The following is a 15,294-nucleotide window of genomic DNA, read 5'->3' as shown; positions in this document are numbered from 1 at the left end:
CCGTGCGGCGCGCCCGCGCTGTGCGGGGCGGGACCGGGGCCCGGGGGCCCTGGTCACCGGGCAGGTGTCAGACCTGCTTCTTGGACTTGTCGAGGACCATGACCAGGCCCGCGATGACCAGGAACAGGACGATGGGCGCCACCACGTACAGCCCGACCGTGTCGATCACGCTCAGGCCGGGGCCCGGGTCGTCGCCGTCGTCGCGGATGAGCGCGAGCGCGGGGGACGACATGAGCAGCATCATCAGCGTCGTTCCGGCGGCGACGGCGCCGGCGCGCATAGCGTTCTTCTTGTCCACGGTGCAAACGTAGCGAACGCCTAAGCGGGCCGCGCGCCCGGGGGTGCCGTACGGGTCCCGGAGGGCACCGCGCCGGGACCCGGAGGCTCCTGACAGGGGCGCAGGACGTCCATCAGGCGGTGCAGCCGGGGCGAGGCTGCCAGCTCCTCCAGCGTGACCGGGCGGCCCTCCGCGTCGGCGATGGGCAGCCGCCAGTTGGGGTACTGGTCCCAGGTGCCCGGGACGTTCTGCGGGCGGCGGTCGCCGACCGTGTCGGGGAGCCAGACCCCGGCCATCCGGGCGGGGGTGCTGAGCAGGAAGCGGTGCACGGCCCGGACGGCCGCCTCCTCGTCGTCCTCGCCCTCCGGGAGCATCCCGAGCCGGGCGAGCAGGGCCAGCCACTCGGCCGTGTCGGCGCCGTCCTCCCGGCGCTCCTGGTCCAGCGGGCGGGTGAGCAGGCCGAGGCTGTGGCGCAGCGTCACATGGTCGCCGGTCAGCCGGGCGGCCGTGGAGGGCAGGTCGTGGGTGGTGGCGGTGGCCAGGCAGTCCTCGCGCCACTGTTCGGGGGCGAGCGGGCGGCCGGTGCCCGACCAGTCCCGTTCGAACCAGAGCACCGAGGTGCCGAGGACGCCGCGCCGGGCGAGCGCCTCGCGGACGCCCGGTTCGACGGTGCCCAGGTCCTCCCCCATGACGACGGTGCCGGCCCGGTGCGCCTCCAGGACCAGGACGGCGAGCATCGCCTCCGCGTCGTGGGTGACGTAGGTGCCCTCGGTGGGCGGGCGGCCCTCGGGCACCCACCAGAGCCGGAACAGGCCCATCACGTGGTCGATGCGCAGGGCGCCCGCGTGGGCGAGGAGTCCGCGCAGCAGTCCGCGGTACGGGGCGTAGCCGGAGGCGGCGAGGGTGTCGGGGCGCCAGGGCGGCAGCCCCCAGTCCTGGCCGCGCGCGTTGAAGGCGTCGGGGGGCGCGCCGACGGACATGCCGTGGGCGAAGGCGTCCTGCTGGGCCCAGGTGTCGGCGCCGCCGGGGTGCACGCCGACGGCGAGGTCGTGGACGATGCCGACGGCCATCCCGGCGTCCCGGGCGGCGCGCTGGGCGTCGGCGAGCTGGGCGTCGGTCAGCCAGGCGAGCCGGCAGTGGAAGTCGACCCGGTCGAGCAGTTCGGAGCGGGCGCGGGCGGTGGCGTCGGAGCGGGGGTCGCGCAGCTCGGCCGGCCAGTGGTGCCAGTCGGAGCCGTGCACCTCGGCGAGCGCGCACCACAGGGCGTGGTCCTCCAGGGCCCGGCCCTGCGCGGCGAGGAAGTCGCAGTAGGCGGCGCGGCGGCCGGGGGTGAGCGGGACGGCGACGAGCAGTTCCAGGGCCCGGCGCTTGAGCGCCCAGACGGCGTCCCGGTCGATGAGGGCGCCCTTGCTCAGCACGGCGTCGCTCAGCTCGGCGGCCTCGCGGCGCAGTTCGTCGAGGGCGGCCGGGTCGGTGGCGTGTCCGTACTCCGGGACGGACTCGACGCGCAGGTGCACCGGGTCGGGGAAGCGCCGGGAGGACGGGCGGTAGGGGGAGGGGTCGGTGGGGTTGCCGATGACCGCCGCGTGCAGCGGGTTGACCTGGACGAATCCGGCGCCGAGGCCGCGGCCGGCCCAGGAGGCGAGGTCGGCGAGGTCACCGAGGTCGCCCATGCCCCAGGAGCGGGCGGAGAGCAGCGAGTAGAGCTGGACGAGGAAGCCGTGCGTGCGGCCGGGCGGCTGCGGGACGCGGGCCGGGGCGACGACGAGCGTGCAGGAGCGGTCCTCGCGGCCGGGGGCGCGGGCGGTCAGCCGGTGCACTCCGAGTGGCGGCTCGGCCCACCAGCGGGGCGTGGCGGCCGGGTCGGCCGGATGTCCTCCCGCGCCCGGGACCCGCATCCGGGACGGCCCGGTCCCGTCGGCCTCCTCGGGACGGACGGTCAGCTCCGTGCCGGGCGGCAGGCCGGTCAGGGCGGCGGGCAGGGGCTCCCCGGACCACACGACGACGGTGGCGGGCAGCAGCCTGGAGCGGGCCGCCGACTCGGCGGCGGCGAGCGCGTCCCGTACCGCTTCGGGTGTGGTGGCGTCGACGCCGAGCGCTCCGAGCACGGCGACGACCGTGCCCTCGGGGACGGGCGCGGTGACTCCGGCGGACGGGGAGAAGGAGGTGGCGACGCCGTGCAGTGCGGCGAGCCGGGACAAGCCCATTCAGACTCCTGGGGACTCCGTGCCCCACGCGCTGCCGGACATGGCCGGTTCGCTGGTCAGCGGGGCGAGGACGGCGAGCGGGGGCTCGCTGGTCAGGGGGACGGCCTCGGCGAGCGGCGGCTCGCTGGTCAGGGGTATGGCGTCGGCGAGCGGCGCCTCGCTGGTCAGCGGGCCGGGCGCGGTGGCGGGGCAGGCGCTGATCAGCGGGTCGGGGCCGGGTACCTGTTTGGGGAGGGCGGAGAGCAGGAGCTGCGCGGTGGCGGGCATGGTGGCCTCCTGGCCGTGGAGAACAGGACGGAGCAGACCTACCCAGCGGACGCCGCCGCAGACTAGGCGTTACGACAACGAGTTCAACGTGTTCCGGGTCACAATCCGTTCCCGGAAGGCCGGTTGTCCGCAAGACATTCGCTTTTTTCGGCCATTCGGCGCTGTCTTTCGCGTGCTGCCTCGTCCCGCGCACCCCGTTCATCACACCGCCGATATCGGGCATTTCCCTACCGATCGCCCCTTGCGTTGACACCCTCGCGGGCGGGGTGGTGGGCTCGGGGGCCGGCGGTGGGAGCGAGGGGAGAACAGGGATGCGGCTCAGGCGCAGGACGCGGGCGACGGCCGTCGCCGTGGCCGTGCTCGGCGGGCTGCTCGCCGCCGGAGCCCCGCCCGCCCTCGCCGCCCCCGCGGGCCCCGGAACCACCGCCGTGGCGGGCCCCGGCCGTACGCAGGGCACCACGCCGCCCGCCGTGTGGCCGCGCCCGCAGAGCATCGAGGCCGCCGGGAAGGCGGTCGCACTCGGCGACGCGGTCACCCTGGTCGCCGACGCGGCGGCCGACCCGTACGCCGTGGCCGCCCTGCGCGCGGTCCTGCGGGACGCGGGAGTGCGGACCGTCCACGAGGCGCTGCCGGGCGCCGGGCCGGTGATCCGGCTCGGCGGCGACGGGGCGTCGGACGCGCTGCGCGCCCTGGGCGCTGCGGACCGCGCCGATCTGCCGTCCGGCGGCTACCGGCTCGCGACGGGCCGGATCGCCGGGCGCGCCGTCGTCGCCCTGGACGGCGCCGGCGGGGACGGGCTGTTCCACGGGGTGCAGACGCTGCGCCAGCTGATCCGGGGCGGCGAGGTCGCCGCCGTCACCGTCCGGGACTGGCCGTCCACCGCGGTGCGCGGGCTGACCGAGGGGTTCTACGGACAGCCGTGGAGCCAGGAGGCACGGCTCGCGCAGATCGGCTTCCTGGCCCGCACCAAGCAGAACCGCTACCTGTACGCGGCGGGTGACGACCCGTACCGGCAGGCCCGCTGGCGCGACCCGTACCCGGAGGGCGGGCGGGCGGATTTCCGGGCGCTGGCCTCACGGGCGCGGGCCGCGCATGTGACGCTCGGCTGGGCGGTGGCCCCCGGGCAGTCCATGTGCCTGTCCTCGGACGGGGACCTGAAGGCGCTGAACCGGAAGATCGACGCGATGTGGGACCTGGGGGTGCGGGTCTTCCAGGTGCAGTTCCAGGACGTCAGCTACAGCGAGTGGCACTGCCCGGCCGACGCGGACACCTTCGGCAGCGGCCCCGAGGCGGCGGCGGAGGCACAGGCCCGCGTCGTGAACGGGGTGGCAGCGCATCTGGCGGAGCGCCACCCGGGCGCGGAGCCGCTGTCGGTGATGCCGACGGAGTTCTACCAGGACGGTGCCACGGAGTACCGCACGGCGCTCGCCGCACGGCTGGCGGACGACGTGCGGGTCGCCTGGACCGGCGTCGGGGTCGTGCCGAGGACCATCACGGGTGGCGAACTGGCCGGGGCGCGGGCCGCGTTCCGCCATCCGCTGGTGACCATGGACAACTACCCGGTCAACGACTACGCGCAGGACCGGATCTTCCTCGGCCCGTACACCGGGCGGGACCCGGCGGTCGCGGCCGGCTCGGCGGCGCTGCTGGCCAACGCCATGGAGCAGCCGTCCGCCTCCCGCATCCCGCTGTTCACCTCGGCCGACTTCGCGTGGAACCCGAAGGGCTACCGGTCCGAGGAGTCCTGGCAGGCCGCCATTGACGACCTCGCGGGCGGGGACAGCGGCAGCGGGGAGGCGCTGCGCGCGCTGGCGGGCAACAGCGCGGGCTCGGTGCTGGGCGGCACCGAGTCGGCGTATCTGCGGCCACTGATCAGCGCGTTCTGGAAGGCGTACGCGGGCGACGACGCGAAGGCCCTGGACCGGGCGGCGGACCGGCTGCGGGACGCGTTCACCGTGATGCGCGAGGCCCCGGGCGAGCTGGCGGCGACGGCCGGCGGGCGGCTGGGCGAGGAAGTGCGGCCCTGGACCGCGCAGTTGTCCCGCTACGGCCGGGCCGGCGAGCTGGCCGTCGATCAGCTCCGGGCCCAGGCGCGCGGGGACGGCGCGGCCGCCTGGCAGGCTTCGCTGGCGCTGGAGCCGGTGCGGGGGGACATCGCGGCGGGCGGGGCGACGGTCGGTGAGGGCGTGCTCGGCCCGTTCCTGGACCGGACGCGGGAGGAGGCGGCCTCCTGGACCGGCACGGACCGGGCGGGCGGCAAGGTGACCGAGGCCCGGGGCGGCTACACGGTGCGCCTGGACCGGGCCAGGGAGCTGGAGGCCGTCACCGCGACGACCCTGCCGGGTGCCGGGACCTCGGGCGCCACGCTCCAGGCCCATGTGCCGGGCGAGGGCTGGCGCGCGCTCGGCCCGCTGTCGGAGAGCGGCTGGACCCAGGCGGCGGGCAAGGGGCTGCGGGCCGACGCGGTCCGGATCAGCTGGCCGGCCGCCACCCCCGTGGTCGCCGGGGAGCCGCCCCTGATCATCCCGCCCCTGGCGGTCGCGTCCGTCGGTGCGGGGACGGCCCCGGACGTGCGGTCGCTGGTTCCGTGGTTCGGTGACGAGCCCGCCGCCCGGCTCGACCTCGCACGCGGCGAGACGGACGCGGTGATCGGCGGCGGGCCGCAGGAGGTGCGGGCCCGGCTGTCCGGCCGCCGCCCGGCCGAGGTGCGGGGCAGGCTGACCGCGAAGGCCCCCGCGGGCATCGAGGTCCGGGTGCCGAAGCGGACGACCGTGCCGCGCGGGACCCGGACCGAGGTCCCGGTGGAGATCGAGGTGCCGGCGGACACCCCGGCGGGCGAGTACCAGGTGCCGTTCAGCTTCGGCGGTGAGCGGACCACCCTGACCGTCCGGGCCTACCCGCGCACCGCCGGACCCGACCTGCTGCGCGGGGCCGCCGCCTCCGCCTCGGGCGAGGAGACCGCGGACTTCCCGGCGTCCGCCGCCTCGGACGGCGACCCGGAGACCCGCTGGTCCTCACCGCCCGATGACGCGGCCTGGTGGCAGGCGGAACTGCCCGCCCCGGTCCGGCTCGGCCGGGTGGTGCTCGACTGGCAGGACGCGTACGCCGCGCGCTACCGCGTCCAGGTCTCGTCCGACGGCCGCACCTGGCGCACCGCGGCGACCGTCCGGGAGGGCGCGGGCGGGCAGGAGTCGGTGCGGATGGACGCGAAGGACACGCGCTTCATCCGTATCCAGGGCGACGCACGGGCCACCGAGTACGGCTACTCGTTCTGGTCCGTACGGGCGTACGCGGTGGCCGGGCACGGCTGACCGGGCCCTGTCGCCGGCCGGTGACAGGGCCAGAAGACGACGCGGGCCCGGGTTCTCAGGCTGAGATGCCGTCGATCCGGGCCATCGCGTCGTCCGCGCCGAAGGGTTGCAAGTAGGGCAGCCAGCGCGGGTCGCGATGCCCGGTGCCGATGATCCGCCAGGCGAGCCCGGTGGGCGGGGCGGGCTGCTGGTGCAGCCGCCAGCCGAGCTCGGGCAGATGGCGGTCGGCCTTGACGTGGTTGCAGCGGCGGCAGGCCGCCACCACGTTGTCCCAGGCGTGCTGTCCGCCGCGGCTGCGCGGAATGACGTGGTCGACGCTGGTCGCGGCGGCGCCGCAGTACATGCAGCGCCCTCCGTCCCTGGCGAACAGCGCCCGCCGGGTCAGCGGCACCGGCCCCCGGTAGGGGACGCGGACGAACCGTTTGAGACGGACGACGCTGGGGGCCGGGACGGCACGGGTGGCGCTGTGCATGAAGGCGCCGGATTCCTCCAGGCAGATGGCCTTGTTCTCCAGGACGAGAACGAGCGCGCGGCGGAGCGGTACGACGCCGAGCGGCTCGTACGACGCGTTGAGAACCAGGACATGCGGCACGGGTGATGCCTCCTTGTACGCCGGCGGCGCGTGGCTCGCGCCGGGACGATCCGATCTCAGTTTCCCCTCCTGCCTGGTCGAAGCGCCACCACGTACGGGCAACGGGCCGGAAGGTTTTCCGTCCGCACGGGGGTCCCCGGGCCGTGCGGACACCCCGGAACAGGCGCTTGTGACCCCGTCCGGCGCCCCTCCCGCGCCCGGTGTGCGCTTCGCCACACGCACCGCTTCCGACCGGTTTCCTTATGCGTTCCGTATCCCCGGGTGAGTCGTGTCTCTCCCCCCGGTCACGGCAACGGAGCACGGACGATGCCCCGTTAGTGTGGTTGTTCAGCGCTCCCCCGCCCAGCGCTCCCCCTGGAGGTCTCACCGTGTCCCTGTCCGCCCTGTTGGCCGCAGCCCCGTCACCGGAGCCCGGAGGCTCGCTGGGCGAAGCCGCCGAGCAGGCGGGCAACGCCGCGGGCTGGGTGGAGGAGAACTGGTCCACCTGGCTGAACACCGGACTGCGGATCATCCTCATCGCGGCCGTCGCGGTCGTGCTGCGCCATCTGGTCCGCCGCGCCCTGAGCAAGTTCATAGAACGGATGAACCGCAGCGCCCAGGCGGTCCAGGGCACCGCGCTCGGCAGCCTGCTGGTCAACGCGGAGCGCCGCCGCCAGCGCTCGGAGGCGATCGGCTCGGTACTCCGTTCGGTGGCCTCGTTCCTGATCCTGGGCACCGCGGCGCTGATGATCCTCGGCGCCTTCCAGATCAACCTGGCGCCGCTGCTCGCCTCCGCCGGGGTCGCCGGGGTCGCGCTCGGCTTCGGCGCCCGCAACCTGGTCACCGACTTCCTGTCCGGGGTCTTCATGATCCTGGAGGACCAGTACGGCGTCGGCGACACGATCGACGCGGGCGTGGCCTCCGGCGAGGTCGTCGAGGTCGGCCTGCGCGTCACCAAGCTGCGCGGCGAGAACGGCGCGATCTGGTACGTCCGCAACGGCGAGGTCAAGCGGATCGGCAACCTCAGCCAGGGCTGGTCCACGGCCAATGTCGACGTGCAGGTGCGGCCCACGGAGGACCTGGAGCGGATCCGTACGGTGATCACCGAGGCCGCCCAGGCGATGGCCAAGGAGGACCCGTGGACCGAGCGCCTGTGGGGCCCGGTGGAGATCCTCGGCCTGGACACCGTGCTGCTGGAGTCGATGACGGTCCGGGTGAGCGCCAAGACGATGCCGGGGCAGGCCGTGGGCGTGGAGCGCGAGCTGCGCTGGCGCATCAAGACGGCCCTGGACGAGGCGGGCATCACCATGGTGGCCGCCGCCCCGGACGAGGACGCGGCCGGCGACCCCACGGCCGGGATGGCCGCCCCTTCGGCGTACGCGTCGGCCACCTCGCCTCAGTCGCTCGCGGCCACCCCGATCCCGCCGCCGAACATCGCGAAGTGACACTCCCCGGCCGGGGCCCGCACAGGTCCCGGCCGGTTCCGTCGCCGCTCGGATAACGCTTTGGTTGCCACCGGGGTGCCGCCCATTGACGCCGCGGTGGCGGGCGCCCTACGGTCCTCTCACCGAATAGGAAACTTTCCTAACAGAGGGCAGGTGGCAGAGATCATGGCCGGAACCACGCCGGGCACCCCCCGCGTTCTGCGCGCCATGAACGACCGGGCCGCCCTCGATCTGCTGCTGGAGCACGGCCCCCTCTCGCGGACCAGGATCGGGAAGCTCACCGGCCTCTCCAAGCCCACCGCCTCCCAGCTCCTGGCCCGCCTCGAAGCCGCCGGGCTCGTCGTCGCCACCGGGACCGCCGCCGGGCGCCCCGGACCCAACGCCCAGCTGTACGCCGTCAACGCCTCGGCCGCCCATGTGGCCGGGCTCGATGTGAACGCCCACCGGATCGTCGCCGCCGTCGCCGATGTGACCGGCGAGACGGTGGGCAGGTTCGAGCTGCGCACCCCCGGGCGGCGCGCCGACAGTGTGGTGCGGCAGGTGACCGGGGCGCTGGACGGGGCGGTCAAGGACGCCGGACTGACCCGGTCCGACGTGCACCGGGTGGTCATCGGCACCCCCGGCGCCTTCGACCCGGGCACGGGCCGGCTGCGCTACGCCTCGCACCTGCCCGGCTGGCACTCCCCCACCCTGCTGGACGAGCTGGCGGCCGTGCTGCCGATGCCGGTGGAGTACGAGAACGACGTGAACCTCGTCGCGGTGGCCGAACAGCGGCTCGGCGCGGCCCGGGGCCACGACGACTTCGTCCTGCTGTGGAACGAGGAGGGGCTGGGCGCCGCACTCGTCATCAACGGCCGGCTGCACCGCGGCTTCACCGGCGGCGCCGGCGAGGTCGGCTTCCTGCCGGTGCCGGGGGCGCCGCTGGTCCGCCAGGTCACCAAGGCCAACGCGGGCGGCTTCCAGGAGCTGGCCGGCGCCCAGGTGCTCGCCAGGCTGGCCCGGGAACTCGGCATCGAGGACGAGGCGGTGCGCGGCAGCGGCACCCATCACGAGATCGCCGCCGCGCTGGTCGGCCGGGCCGCCGGGGCCGTGGCGGACGGCGAGGAGGAGGGCGGGCCGTACGGCCGGCTGCTCGACCAGTTCGCCACCGGCCTGGCGACCGGTCTCGCCTCCATGGTCGCCGTGCTCGACCCGGAGATCGTGGTCCTGTCCGGCGAGCTGTTCTCGGCCGGCGCCGAGCCGCTGCGCGCCCGGGTCGCCGCGGAGCTGGCCCAGCTCGCGGCGTCCAGGCCCCGGCTGATCGCCGGAGACGTCACCGACCGGCCCGTTCTGCGCGGCGCGCTGGAGAGCGCGCTCGCCACCACCCGCGACGAAGTGTTCGACACCTCGCGCTGACCCCTCACGCCCCCCGCTTCCCCGTACACGTTCCGTCCTTCCTGCCCACCCCTTCACCGGGAGACACCACCATGTCCGGAAACCGCCGGAAGCCGGCCGCCGCACTCGCCGCGACCGCCGCGATAGCCCTGTTCGCCTCCGCCTGTACCGGGCAGAGCAGCTCCGGTGCCAGCGATGACGCGTCCAAGGACACGACCATCACCTTCTGGCACGGCTGGAGCGCGCCGGGCGAGGTGAAGGGGATCGAGGCGACGATCGCCGCCTTCGAGAAGGCGCACCCCAACATCCATGTGAAGGTCGTCGGCAACATGACCGACGACAAGATCAACCAGGCGCTGCGCACCGGTGGTTCCAAGGCGCCGGACGTGGTGTCCTCGTTCACCACGAACAACGTGGGCAAGTTCTGCTCCTCGAAGGCGTTCGTGGACCTCAACCCGTTCCTGAAGAAGGACGGCATCGACCCGGACACCACCTTCCCGAAGGCGATGAACGAGTACACCCAGTTCGACGGGGTGCGCTGCACGGTGCCGCTGCTGGGTGACGCGTACGGGCTGTACTACAACAAGGACGCGTTCGAGGCGGCCGGCATCGCGAACCCGCCGAAGACCTGGTCGGAGTTCGCGGCCGACGCGAAGAAGCTGACGAAGACCAAGGGCGACTCGTACGAGCAGCTGGGCTTCATGCCGAACTACCACGGCTACGAGTCCACCACCGAGCACTACCTCGGCGGCTGGAACCCGGAGTACTTCGACGCGGACGGCAAGTCGAACATCGCCGAGGACCCGGCGTTCGCCTCGATGCTGACGAACCAGAAGAAGCTGGTCGACTCGCTCGGCGGCTACGAGAAGCTGGAGAAGTTCCGGACCGGCTTCGGTGACGAGTGGGGCGCCAAGCACCCCTTCCACACCGGCCAGGTTGCCATGCAGCTGGACGGCGAGTGGCGGCTCGGCATGGCCGAGGAGACCAAGCCGGAGTTCGAGATCGGCGTGGCCCCGATGCCCGTCGCCGACGACGAGGCCGACACCTACGGCAAGGGCTATCTGACCGGCACCATCGCCGGGATCGCGGCGACGTCCGGCAAGCAGAACGCCGCGTGGGAGCTGGTGAAGTTCATGACGACCGACACCGACGCGGTGGTGGACTTCGCCAACGCGATCAACAACGTGCCCTCCACGCTGGAGGCGCTGAAGTCGCCGAGGCTGAAGTACGACCCCCGCTTCAAGACCTTCCTGGACATCGCGGCGAACCCGAAGTCCACGACCACCCCGCCCTCGGTGAACGGTGGCGCCTACCTGGTCTCCCTCCAGAACCTCGGCTTCGACGTCGAGAAGGGCAAGCAGAAGGACATCGCGGCCGGCCTGGAGAAGACCGCGAAGGAAATCGACGCGGCGATCGCCCAGGCGAAGTAGAGCCGCCACGATGAGCACGTACACACTCCGTTCGAAGCGCCGCAGGTCGGCGCTTCGGACGGCGGCCTTCATGTCGCCGTGGCTGATCGGGTTCTGCGTCTTCTTCGCCTACCCGCTGGTCTCCACGCTCTACTTCTCCTTCACCAGCTACGACGGGTTCGCCGCCCCCGAGTTCAGCGGCCTGAAGAACTGGTCGTTCGTCTTCAACGAATACCCGCTGTTCTGGCCGGCACTGCGCAACACGCTGTGGCTGGTCGTGGTCATGGTCGCCTGCCGGGTGGTCTTCGGGCTCGGTGTCGGGCTGCTGATCACCAAGATCAAGACGGGTACGGGAGTTTTCCGGACGCTGTTCTACCTGCCGTACCTGGCGCCTCCGGTCGCCGCCACGCTGGGCTTCGTCTTCCTGCTCAACCCCGGCACCGGGCCGGTCAACTCGATCCTCGGTGACCTCGGGATGGGAACCCCGGGCTGGTTCACCGACGCGACCTGGTCCAAGCCGGCGCTGACCGCCCTCGCGGTGTGGGGGGTGGGCGACCTGATGGTGATCTTCATGGCCGCGCTGCTCGACGTACCCAAGGAGCAGTACGAGGCGGCGGAGCTGGACGGGGCGACCGCATACCACCGGTTCCGCTACGTCACGCTGCCGAACATCTCGCCGATCATCATGTTCGCCGTGGTCACCGGCATCATCCAGACGATGCAGTACTACACCCAGCCCCTGGTGGCCGGGAAGGTCGCGTCGGGGGTGATGGGCGGCTCGGGCCAGCAGTTCGAACCGGGCTATCCCGACAAGTCGACACTGACGCTTCCGCAGCTCGTCTACAACCTCGGTTTCCAGCGCTTCGACTACGGCTCCGCCTGTGTGGTCGCGCTCGTTCTCTTCGTCCTCGCCATGGCGTTCACCGCACTGCTGATGCGGCGCCGCAGCGGACTGATCCAGGCAGGTGAGTGACGTGGCGCAGGTTCTCGACATCCCGAAGACCGCGGGCCCGGCGAACGACCCCGACACCCCGGCCCGGCGCGTCGCACGCCGCAAGGCGCTGCTGCACTGGATCGCCGTGCACGCGCTGGGCGTGGCGGCCGCCCTCTTCTTCGTGCTGCCGTTCGTCTTCCTCCTGCTCACCTCGCTGATGAGCGACCAGCAGGCACTCACCCGTGACCTGTGGCCGCACCCCTTCGAGTGGGCCAACTACAAGAAGGTGTTCGACACCCCGGGCTTTCTGACCTGGTGGAAGAACACCCTGCTGTACGCGGGCGCGGGCACCGTCCTGACGGTGGTCTCCTCGCTGCCGGTGGCGTACGCGCTCGCCAAGTTCCGCTTCCGCGGGCGGCATCTGTCGCTGATGCTCGTCATCTCGATGATGATGCTGCCGCCGCAGGTGGTGGTCATCCCGATGTACCTGTTCTGGGCCAAGCAGCTGGACCTGTCCGGCACGCTGTGGCCGCTGATCATCCCGATGGCCTTCGGTGACGCGTTCTCCATCTTCCTGCTGCGGCAGTTCCTGCTGACCATCCCCGACGAGTACCTCGACGCGGCGAAGGTCGACGGCTGCGGCGAACTGCGCACCCTGCTGCGCGTCGTGGTGCCGATGGCCAAGCCGGGCATCGCCGCGGTCGCCCTCTTCCAGTTCTTCTACGCCTGGAACGACTACTTCGGCCCGCAGATCTACGCCTCCGAGAACCCGGCGGCCTGGACCCTGAGTTACGGACTGGAGTCCTTCAAGGGCGCACACCACACCGACTGGAACCTGACCATGGCCGCGACCGTTCTGGTCATGGCCCCTGTGATCGTCGTCTTCTTCTTCGCACAGAAGGCCTTTGTCGAGGGCGTCACACTGACCGGAGTAAAGGGCTGATTCATGAAGCTCGCAGTAGTGGGTGGCGGGTCCACCTACACCCCTGAACTGATCGACGGATTCGCCCGGCTGCGTGACACGCTGCCGGTCGAGGAGCTGGTCCTCGTCGACCCGGCCGCCGACCGGCTCGAACTCGTGGGCGGCCTCGCCCGGCGGATCTTCGCCAGGCAGGGCCACCCGGGGCGCATCGTCACCACATCGGACGTCGACGCGGGAGTCGCCGGCGCCGACGCCGTCCTGCTCCAGCTGCGCGTCGGCGGCCAGGCCGCCCGCAACCGGGACGAGACCTGGCCGCTGGAGTGCGGCTGCGTCGGCCAGGAGACCACCGGGGCCGGCGGCCTCGCCAAGGCCCTGCGCACCGTCCCGGTCGTCCTGGACATCGCCGAACGGGTCCGGCGCACCAACCCGGACGCCTGGATCATCGACTTCACCAACCCGGTGGGCATCGTCACCCGCGCGCTGCTCCAGGCCGGCCACAAGGCCGTCGGCCTGTGCAACGTGGCGATCGGCTTCCAGCGCAAGTTCGCCGCGCTCCTCGACGTGACCCCCGGCGAGGTGCACCTCGACCACGTCGGGCTCAACCACCTGACGTGGGAGCTGGGGGTGCGCCTCGGCGGCCCCGAGGGCGAGGACGTCCTGCCGCGGCTGATCGCCGAACACGGCGACGCCATCGCGGACGACCTGCACATGCCGCGCGCGATCGTGGACCGCCTCGGCGTCGTCCCCTCGTACTACCTGCGCTACTTCTACGCGCACGACCAGGTCGTGCGCGAGATGGGCACCAAGCCCTCGCGGGCGGCCGAGGTCGCCGCCATGGAGAAGGAACTCCTGGCGATGTACGGCGATCCGGAGCTGGCCGAGAAGCCCGCGCTGCTCGCCAAGCGCGGCGGCGCCTTCTACTCGGAGGCCGCCGTGGACCTCGCAGCCGGCCTGCTCGGCGGCAGCGGCTCCTCGCACCAGGTGGTGAACACGTACAACAACGGCACCCTGCCGTTCCTGCCGGACGACGCGGTGATCGAGGTGCAGGCGAAGGTCGACGCCTCGGGCGCGACGCCGCTCGCCGTGCCGGCCCTGGACCCGATGTACGCGGGGCTGATCGCCAACGTCACGGCGTACGAGCACCTGGCGCTCCAGGCCGCGCTGCACGGCGGCCGGGACCGGGTGTTCAAGGCGCTGCTCGCGCACCCCCTGATCGGCCAGTTCGAGTACGCCGAGGCGCTCACCGACAAGCTGATCGCGCACAACCGGGAGCACCTCCCGTGGGCGTGAACGGTTCGGTCCTCGCGATCGACGCGGGGAACAGCAAGACCGATGTGGCACTCATCGGTGCGGACGGCACGGTGCTGTCCACGGCCAGGGGCGGCGGCTTCCAGCCGCCCGTGGTCGGTATCGGTACGGCGGTGGATGTGCTCGGCGCGGCGGTGGAGCGGGTGCTGGCCTCGGCCGGCGTGGACACCGGGGAGGTCGCCCATGTGTCCGCCTGCCTCGCCAACGCCGATCTGCCGGTCGAGGAGGAGCAGCTGACCGAGGCGCTCGGCGCGCGCGGCTGGGGCCGCACGGTCGAGGTGCGCAACGACACCTTCGCGATCCTGCGGGCCGGGGTGGACGAGCCGCGCGGGGTGGCCGTGGTGTGCGGCGCGGGGATCAACTGCGTCGGCATGGTGCCGGACGGGCGGACCGCGCGCTTCCCCGCGATAGGCCGGATCTCCGGTGACTGGGGCGGCGGTTCGGGTCTGTCCGAGGAGGCGATGTGGTTCGCCTCGCGGGCCGAGGACGGGCGCGGCGAGCCGACCGAGCTGGCCCGCGCGCTCCCCGCGCACTTCGGGCTCGGTTCGATGTACGCGCTGATCGAGGCGCTGCACCTGGGCCGCATCGCGCCGGAGCGCCGGCACGAGCTGACGCCGGTGCTCTTCGCGACGAGCGCGGCCGGCGACCCGGTGGCGCGGGCCCTGGTGGACCGGCTGGCCGAGGAGGTCGTGGCGCTGGCCTCGGTCGCGCTGTCCCGCCTGGGGCTGCTCGGTGAGGAGGCCCCGGTGGTCCTGGGCGGCAGCGTACTGGCGGCCCGGCACCCGCGGTTGGACGCCCGGATCGCCGAACTCCTCGCGGAGCGGGCCCCGAAGGCGGTGGTGCGGGTGGTGCGGGAGTCCCCCGTGCTGGGCGCCGGTCTGCTGGGCCTGGACCACACGCGTGCGGAGCCCGAGGTGCACACCAGGCTGCGTGCGCAGTACGCCTGACGGATGGGCGGCAGGGGCGTCCCGTAGCCTTCGGGTTGTGGGGCGCCCTCGCGCGTACGGGAACCGATCGGTCGGCCCGGACGTGTTGAAGGGTGGGGAGGACGGCCCGGTGGGGGATCGTGCCGTTCGCCTTGATCAACGGCTCAGCTCTTGATCGAATTGCTGTTGACCGCGGCCGGCCACGGCCGGCCGCGCCACGGGCCCGGTGCTCGATCCAGGCGTTCTGGATGTGTGTACCGGTCCCTGCGGCCATACTTCTGGCCGGGTACCAGTCCCCCGATCGGCCGGGGGGCGGGCCGCCGTCAGTGACCGAGGGGGAGGT

General features: G+C 73.0%; 12 protein-coding genes. 8 read left to right on the top strand and 4 right to left on the bottom strand.

Annotation, left to right across the window (positions count from 1 at the left end; all coding sequences use genetic code 11):
- Positions 1 to 67 precede the first annotated feature (67 nt).
- Genes B082_RS0115945 through B082_RS0115935 form a run of 3 tightly spaced genes read right to left on the bottom strand, consistent with a single transcriptional unit; the run spans position 68 to position 2,751 of the window.
- Positions 68 to 280, bottom strand: a complete 213-nt coding sequence (locus B082_RS0115945; RefSeq protein WP_018552811.1) for a hypothetical protein — start codon at positions 278 to 280, stop codon at positions 68 to 70.
- Between the two features lie 38 nt (positions 281 to 318).
- Positions 319 to 2,484, bottom strand: coding sequence for a 4-alpha-glucanotransferase (malQ, locus tag B082_RS0115940; protein ID WP_018552810.1), 2,166 nt, complete (start codon positions 2,482 to 2,484; stop codon positions 319 to 321).
- Entirely contained in the window at positions 2,485 to 2,751 is a 267-nt protein-coding gene (locus B082_RS0115935) for a hypothetical protein (RefSeq protein ID WP_018552809.1), read from the bottom strand.
- A gap of 311 nt (positions 2,752 to 3,062) precedes the next feature.
- On the opposite strand from B082_RS0115935, the gene B082_RS0115930 reads away from it, so the two are divergent.
- Positions 3,063 to 6,062, top strand: coding sequence for a beta-N-acetylglucosaminidase domain-containing protein (locus B082_RS0115930; RefSeq protein ID WP_018552808.1), 3,000 nt, complete (start codon positions 3,063 to 3,065; stop codon positions 6,060 to 6,062).
- 55 nt (positions 6,063 to 6,117) lie between these two features.
- On the opposite strand, the gene B082_RS0115925 is transcribed toward B082_RS0115930, so the two are convergent.
- Positions 6,118 to 6,654, bottom strand: coding sequence for an HNH endonuclease (locus B082_RS0115925; RefSeq protein ID WP_018552807.1), 537 nt, complete (start codon positions 6,652 to 6,654; stop codon positions 6,118 to 6,120).
- A gap of 368 nt (positions 6,655 to 7,022) precedes the next feature.
- Here B082_RS0115925 and B082_RS0115920 point away from each other — a divergent pair, with 368 nt between their 5' ends.
- The 7 genes from B082_RS0115920 (at position 7,023) to B082_RS0115890 (ending at position 14,972) form a co-directional block, all read left to right on the top strand.
- Positions 7,023 to 8,078, top strand: a complete 1,056-nt coding sequence (locus tag B082_RS0115920; RefSeq protein ID WP_018552806.1) for a mechanosensitive ion channel family protein — start codon at positions 7,023 to 7,025, stop codon at positions 8,076 to 8,078.
- A gap of 165 nt (positions 8,079 to 8,243) precedes the next feature.
- A complete protein-coding gene (locus tag B082_RS0115915) occupies positions 8,244 to 9,473 on the top strand; it encodes an ROK family transcriptional regulator (RefSeq protein WP_018552805.1) in 1,230 nt (409 codons plus the stop codon).
- Between the two features lie 71 nt (positions 9,474 to 9,544).
- Positions 9,545 to 10,882, top strand: coding sequence for an ABC transporter substrate-binding protein (locus B082_RS0115910; protein ID WP_018552804.1), 1,338 nt, complete (start codon positions 9,545 to 9,547; stop codon positions 10,880 to 10,882).
- A 10-nt stretch (positions 10,883 to 10,892) separates the two neighbouring features.
- The gene (locus B082_RS0115905; RefSeq protein WP_026249849.1) at positions 10,893 to 11,834 is read left to right on the top strand and encodes a carbohydrate ABC transporter permease; all 942 of its coding nucleotides are present in this window, start codon (positions 10,893 to 10,895) and stop codon (positions 11,832 to 11,834) included.
- Position 11,835: 1 nt separating this feature from the next.
- Positions 11,836 to 12,738, top strand: a complete 903-nt coding sequence (locus B082_RS0115900; RefSeq protein WP_018552802.1) for a carbohydrate ABC transporter permease — start codon at positions 11,836 to 11,838, stop codon at positions 12,736 to 12,738.
- Positions 12,739 to 12,741: 3 nt separating this feature from the next.
- Entirely contained in the window at positions 12,742 to 14,007 is a 1,266-nt protein-coding gene (locus B082_RS0115895; protein ID WP_026249848.1) for a 6-phospho-beta-glucosidase, read from the top strand.
- Complete coding sequence (locus B082_RS0115890; protein WP_018552800.1) at positions 13,998 to 14,972, top strand: N-acetylglucosamine kinase; 975 nt, start codon at positions 13,998 to 14,000, stop codon at positions 14,970 to 14,972. Before B082_RS0115895 ends, B082_RS0115890 begins: the two co-directional genes overlap by 10 nt.
- Positions 14,973 to 15,294: the final 322 nt, after the last annotated feature.

The sequence above is a fragment of the Streptomyces sp. ATexAB-D23 genome (assembly GCF_000373645.1).
GTDB lineage: Bacteria > Actinomycetota > Actinomycetes > Streptomycetales > Streptomycetaceae > Streptomyces > Streptomyces castrisilvae.
This window is presented reverse-complemented; position numbering and strand designations above follow the sequence as displayed.